Raw genomic sequence first — 6239 nt, forward strand, 5'->3', positions numbered from 1 at the left:
CCACGGCGCTGGGCGCGGCGCTCTACTGGGCCACGCCGTTCAACCCCTGGCAAGCCGCGCTGATGGCGCTCACCATCTGCCTCATGGGCTTCTTCGGCGGGCTCGTGATGTCGGCCATCAAGCGCGACCGCGGCGTGAAGGACTGGGGCTCGATGATCGAAGGCCACGGCGGCATGCTCGACCGGCTCGACTCGGTGATCTTCGCGGCGCCGATCTACTTCCACGCATTGCGCTACTGGTGGGTGCCGTGAGCACGAGCCAGCGCGTTCCGCACGACACGCCCATCGAATGCACCAGCGCCGCCGCATGGGAGCGCTGGCTCAAGCGCCACCATGCCACCGCGGCCGGCGTGTGGATCCGCATGGCCAAGAAGGCCAGCGGCATCGCCTCCATCGACCACCCCGCCGCGCTCGAGGTGGCGCTGTGCTACGGCTGGATCGACGGCCAGCGCAAGGGCGACGGCGAGCAGCATTTCCTGCAGCGCTTCACGCCGCGCACGCCGCGCAGCACCTGGTCGAAGATCAACCGCGACAAGGCCCTGAAGCTGATCGACGAGGGCCGCATGCAGCCCGCCGGCCTGGCCGAGGTGGAGCGTGCCCGCGCCGATGGCCGCTGGGACGCGGCCTACGATGCCCAGAGCATTGCCACCGTGCCACCCGACCTGCAGGCCGCGCTCGACGCCAACCCCAAGGCCGCCGCCTTCTTCGCCACGCTCGATTCGCGCAACCGCTACGCGGTGCTGTTCCGCACGCAGGGCGCGAAGAAGCCCGAGACGCGGGCGAAGCGCATTGCGCAGTTCGTGGAAATGCTGGCCAAGGGCGAGAAGATCCATCCCTGAGCGGGTCCGGCGCGGTTCATTGCGGCCCGGTGCCGGCCGCAATGTGCGCGAGCTTGTCCGGGTCCACGATGCGGATGCGCTTGTAGCTCATGTCGATCACGCCTTCGGCGACCAGCCGCCCCAGCTCCTTGTTGATGGTCTGGCGCGACAGCCCGAGCATTGCCGCCAGGTCGTTCTGCGACAGGCGCACGGGCAGGCTCGCCGCCGCCTTCACCTGCATGCCATAGAAGTGGATCACGCTCATCAGCGTGGCCGCCACGCGCCCGCGAACCGAGTTGAGCATCTGGTTCTGCAGCAGCACCACGCTGAGCCGCTGGCGCTTCAGCGCCATCTTGGCCACGTCGCGCCACAGCACGGGCTCGGCATCGAGCAGCGCGATCACGGCGTCGCAGGGCAGATGGACGATCACCGAGTCTTCGTGCGCGTGGTAGTCGTAGGGCAGCGGCACGTCCGCGAGCAGGCGCACCAGCGGCGCCACCTGCCCGGGCCCGAGCAGCGCATTGACGTACTTGCGCCCCTGCGAACTCATGCTGCTGATTTCCAGGCAGCCCGACACCACCGCCAGCAGCTCGCGCTTGTGGCGGTCGCTCGCCAGCACCTGCGTGCGGCGGCGGTAGCGCACCAGGCGCGCCGACTTCATGAGCTCGGCGCGCAGCGCGTCGGGCCAGTGCGAGAAAAGTTCGTTCCAGCGCAGAGCGCGGTCGAGCAATTCGGCGCTCTCTTCGGCGTCTTGGGGGGAGGAAACAGTCGATCGGGCCAGCGGGTTCTCCCTGCCTTGATGTTCACGAATCTGTCAAGGCGTTGACAGATTCGGCGGGTCTTCATTTCTATCGTAAGCCCCGGACCTCGACAAGCACACAAGCGGCACCGCCCTGCACCCGCAGGCGGCAGCCACACCCGGAGACAAAGCAAATGAAGAAGACAGCCACCGCCGGCCTCGCGCTGACGGCCTGCGCCCTTGCGCTCGCGCAAAGCACCGTGACCATCTACGGCACGGTCGACCTGTACATGGCGCACGCCAAGTCGGGCGCCGCCTCCTCCACGCGGCTCGAAGACGGCGGCCAGACCGCCTCGCGCATCGGCTTTCGCGRCACCGAAGACCTGGGCGGCGGCCTGGGCGCGCACTTCACGCTCGAGAGCGGCTTTGCGCCCGACACCGGCAACGGCACGCTGCCCGGCCCCGCGATGTCGTTCAGCCGGCAGTCCTTCGTCGGCCTTTCGGCGCCGTGGGGGCAGATCGATGCGGGCCGCATGTACACGCCGATGTTCYACGCGCTGTTCAAGGCCGACCCCTACGGCCTGAACTCGGTGTTCTCGCCCATCAATCTGGTGGCGGCCACCGACGCGCAGCCGGGCCTCACGCCCTTCGCGGCCCGCGCCAGCAACATGGTGCGCTACCGCACGCCGGCCAGCATGGACTTCTTTGCCGACATCGCCTATGCGCCGGGCGAATCGAGCGCGCCGAGCCACCAGAGCGGCAACGTCTACGGCGGCAGCATCGGCTGGGCGCGCAAGCCCTACTACATCGCATATGCATTCCAGCGCGCGCGCTCCGGCTCGGCCGCAGCGCCCGTGGCCTTGCCCGCCACCACGACCTACCAGGCGCTGACCGGCTCCTACGAGCTGCCGTCGATCGGCCTGCAGCTGTACGCCAGCTACGTGCGCAACGCATCGAGCCTGCCCGGCGTGCCGGCCGCGAAGCTCAGCAACCTGGGCCTCACCTACAACGTGACGCCGGCCTCGAACCTGATCTTCGGCGCCACGCAGCGCAAGGTGGCCGAGAGCGAACGCTCGCAGCTGGCCTGGACGCTGGGCTACGACTACTACCTGAGCAAGCGCACGGTGCTCTATGCGCGCTGGCTGCGCCTGCTGAACCGGCACGGCGCCTCGGCCTCGCTCGCCACCATCGCGGTCACACCCAACAGCGGCAACGACGTGCGCGTGCTCGCCACCGGCATCCGCCACAACTTCTGACAGCTGCCATGTCCATGGACTTCTTCTCCTCGCAAGCCGAATCCCTGTCGGCCCTGTTCGCGCCGCGATCCATCGCGGTGGTCGGCGCCTCGTCCAACGCGCAGAAGATCGGCGGCATCCCGGTCGACTACCAGCGCCGCTTCGGCTTCGACGGTCCGCTCTACCCGGTCAACCCGAACGCCGAGCGCATCCAGGAGCTGCCTGCCTTTGCGAGCCTGCGCGCCATCGGCCAGCCGGTGGACCTGACCATCCTCGCGGTGCCGTCGGCGCTGGTCGACGGCGCGCTCGACGACGCCATCGCGGCGGGCGTGAAAGGCGTGGTTCTGTTCTCCTCGGGCTTCGCCGAAGTGGGCGCCGAGGGCGCGGCGGCGCAGGCCCGGCTCGGCGACAAGGCGCGTGCCGCGGGCGTGCGGCTGGTCGGCCCCAACTGCCTGGGCTTCATGAACATCGCACGCCATGTGTATGCGACCTTCTCCCCGGCGCCCAGCGTGGGCCGCGTGGCGCCGGGGCGCATCGGGCTGGTGAGCCAATCGGGCGCGTTCGGCGCCTATGCGTACGCGATGGCGCGGGCGCGCGGCGTGGGCCTGTCGCTGTGGGCCACCACCGGGAACGAGGCCGACGTGCAGGTCGCCGATTGCCTGGCCTGGCTCGCGCAGGACCCCGGCACCGACGTGATCATGGCCTACATGGAAGGCTGCCGCGACGGCCCGCGGCTGCGCGCGGCGCTGGCCCTGGCGCAGGCCAACGGCAAGCCGGTGGTGATGGTCAAGGTCGGGCGCACCGCGCTGGGCGCCGAGGCCGCGGCCTCGCACACCGCCGCGCTGGCGGGCGACGACGCGGTGTACGACGCCGTGTTCCGCCAGTACGGCGTGCTGCGCGCGCGCAACCTCACGGAGTTCTTCGACCTGGCCCACAGCGCGGCCGTGGCGGGCCGCCCGCGCGACCGCTCGATCGGCCTGTTCACGCTCTCGGGCGGCGTCGGCGCGCTGATGGCCGACGAGGCCTCGGCGCAGGGCCTCGATGTCCAGCCGCTGGGCGATTCCGCGCAGGACACGCTGCGCAGCTGGGTGCCCTTCGCAGCACCGCGCAACCCGGTCGACATCACGGGGCAGGTCACCAACGACATGACGCTGATCGAGCGCACGGCCCGCGTGATGCTGGACGACCGCGGCTTTGCATCGTGGATGGGCTTTCTCGCGGCAGCGGGTGCGTCGGATGCGTTCTGGCCGGTGCTGCGCTCGCTCGTGGCTTCGCTGCGCGAGGCGTACCCCGACACGCTGCTGGCGGTGAGCACGCTGCTGTCGCCGGAGCGCCGCGCCGAGCTCGAGGCGATGCGCTGCCTGGTGTTCGCCGATCCGTCGGACGGCATCCGCACGATCGCTGCGCTGGCGGGGCTGAAGCCTGCGTCCGCTGCTGCAGTGGCTGAGGCACCAGCCGCTGAACCGTTGACGCTCTCCCCCGGCGCGATGTCCGAGCCCGAAGCACTCGCCCTGCTGGCCGACGCCGGCGTGCCCGTGGTCGCGCACCGCGTGGTGCGCAGCGCCGACGAGGCCGCGGCCGCCGCCGATGCGCTCGGCGAGGCGGTGGTGGTGAAGATCGTCAGCGCCGACATTCCGCACAAGTCGGACGTCGGCGGCGTGGCGCTCGGCCTGCGCGGCGCGGCGCAGGCGCGCGCGGCCTTCGAGCGCACGCGCAACCACGCGCTCACGGCGCGGCCCGATGCGCGGCTCGACGGCGCGCTGGTGGCGCGCATGCTGGCAGGCGGCGTCGAGTGCATCGCGGGCGTGCACCGCGACCCGGTGTTCGGCCCGGTGCTGATGTTCGGCCTGGGCGGCATCCACGTCGAGACGCTGCGCGACGTGTCGCTGCGCGCGCTGCCCATCACGCGCGACGACGCGCTGGCCATGGTGCGCGAGCTGCGCGCCTTCGCGATCCTGAACGGCGCGCGCGGCCGTCCGCCGGCGGACCTCGCGTCGATTGCCGATGCGCTGTGCGCGCTCGCGGACTTTGCACAGCGCGCTGGCGACTCGCTCGACAGCGCCGAGATCAACCCGCTGATCGCACGGCCGCAGGCGGAGGGCGGCTGTGTGGCGGCCGATGCGCTGGTCATCGGCCGCGCGCCCTGACGAACGACAACCCCGGAGACATCGCATGACCACGACATCGAAGAACGGACTTGGACGCGCACTCAGCCTGGGCGCCGGGCTGGCCCTCGCGGCGGGCGGCGCGGCGTCGGCGGCGGAGCCGCCCTTCCCCTCCAAGCCGGTGCGCATCATCGTGCAGTACCAGGCGGGCGGCTCGACCGACATCCTCGCGCGGCTCCTGGCGGAGGGGCTGTCCAAGCGGCTGGGCCAGCCGGTGGTGGTCGAGAACCGCAGCGGCGCGGGCGGGATCATCGGCACCGACTACGTCGCCAAGAGCCCGCCCGACGGCTACACGCTGCTGCTCACGGTGCCGGGCCCCGTCACCGCGAACCTGGTGCTCTACAGCAAGCTGCCCTACGACCCGCGCACCGACCTGCGCATGGTGTCGGACATCGCCACCACGCGCACGGTGCTGGCGGTGCACCCTTCCGTACCGGCCACCGACTTCAAGAGCCTGATCGCCACCGTGAAGGCCGCGCCCGGCAAGTATTCGATGGGCTCGTGGGGCCCGGGCACGCAGCCGCACCAGGTGCAGGTGTACATGGACAAGGCCTACGGCCTGCAGACGATGCACGTGCCCTACAAGGGCGAGAGCCCGATGGCGATCGACCTGATCGGCGGCGTGATCCAGATGACCGTGGGCTCCATCACCACGCTGCAGCCCTACATCAAGGCCGGCAAGCTGCGCCCGCTGGCCGTGGCCGGCACCCGGCGCGCCCGCGCGCTGCCCGAGGTGCCGACCTTTGCCGAGCAAGGCTATGCGGACGAGGTCTACGCGATGACCGGCCCGACCTCGCTGATGGCGCCGGCGAAGACGCCCGATGCCGTCGTCGAGCGCCTGGGCCGCGAAGTCAGCGCGGTGGTGCGCCAGCCCGAGGTGAGCCGGCGCATCGAGGAACTCGGCGCCGAGCCCGTGGGCAACCTGCCGGCCGAAGCCGTCGCGGCCTACAAGGCCTTCCTGCCCGTGACGCTGAAGCTCACGCAGGCCACGGGCGTGAAGCTCGATTGAACCGTCTTCCCACATCTTCCTTTCGAACCCCAGTCCCGAGGTCCTCCCCCATGAACGCTCCCGTCTCCGTTCCCGACATCGCCATTGCCCGCAAGGCGCTCGCCCGCTCCATCGGCCTGGCCGCCTTCGTCTACGGCTATCCGCTCACCGAAACCTACCGCACCTGCGCCATGCAGACCGCGCCCCGCGCCGAACGCCGCAGCGGCGCCTCGGCGGGCTCGGACGTGCGTGCGCCGATGAACACGCTGCACCATGCGCCGCGCCCCTCCACCCA

At 70.9% G+C, this 6239-nt stretch carries 6 protein-coding genes and 1 pseudogene; 6 read left to right on the forward strand and 1 reads right to left on the reverse strand.

All coding sequences use genetic code 11. The annotated features are described in order from the left end of the window. Positions 1-251: phosphatidate cytidylyltransferase (locus AC1DOC_RS14975; protein WP_478130011.1), on the forward strand; the 251-nt coding region annotated here is incomplete at its 5' end. Further along, positions 248-838: a YdeI/OmpD-associated family protein gene (locus AC1DOC_RS14980; protein ID WP_412511940.1), complete on the forward strand. Its 591-nt coding sequence runs from the start codon at positions 248-250 to the stop codon at positions 836-838. The genes AC1DOC_RS14975 and AC1DOC_RS14980, both read left to right, overlap by 4 nt. 16 nt (positions 839-854) lie before the next feature. Here AC1DOC_RS14980 and AC1DOC_RS14985 read toward each other — a convergent pair whose 3' ends face one another. After that, positions 855-1547: a Crp/Fnr family transcriptional regulator gene (locus AC1DOC_RS14985; protein WP_278881301.1), complete on the reverse strand. Its 693-nt coding sequence runs from the start codon at positions 1545-1547 to the stop codon at positions 855-857. Between the two features lie 203 nt (positions 1548-1750). On the opposite strand from AC1DOC_RS14985, the gene AC1DOC_RS14990 reads away from it, so the two are divergent. From AC1DOC_RS14990 to AC1DOC_RS15005, 4 genes and pseudogenes are all read left to right on the forward strand, one after another. Beyond that, entirely contained in the window at positions 1751-2812 is a 1062-nt protein-coding gene (locus AC1DOC_RS14990; protein ID WP_478130012.1) for a porin, read from the forward strand. Between the two features lie 14 nt (positions 2813-2826). After that, positions 2827-4938, forward strand: coding sequence for an acetate--CoA ligase family protein (locus tag AC1DOC_RS14995; protein WP_412512171.1), 2112 nt, complete (start codon positions 2827-2829; stop codon positions 4936-4938). A gap of 25 nt (positions 4939-4963) precedes the next feature. Then, positions 4964-5965, forward strand: a complete 1002-nt coding sequence (locus AC1DOC_RS15000; RefSeq protein WP_412511942.1) for a Bug family tripartite tricarboxylate transporter substrate binding protein — start codon at positions 4964-4966, stop codon at positions 5963-5965. Positions 5966-6015: 50 nt separating this feature from the next. After that, positions 6016-6239, forward strand: a pseudogene (locus AC1DOC_RS15005) (DUF1254 domain-containing protein); the annotation flags it as partial.

The sequence above is a fragment of the Variovorax sp. 01T439_2 genome, assembly GCF_056398445.1.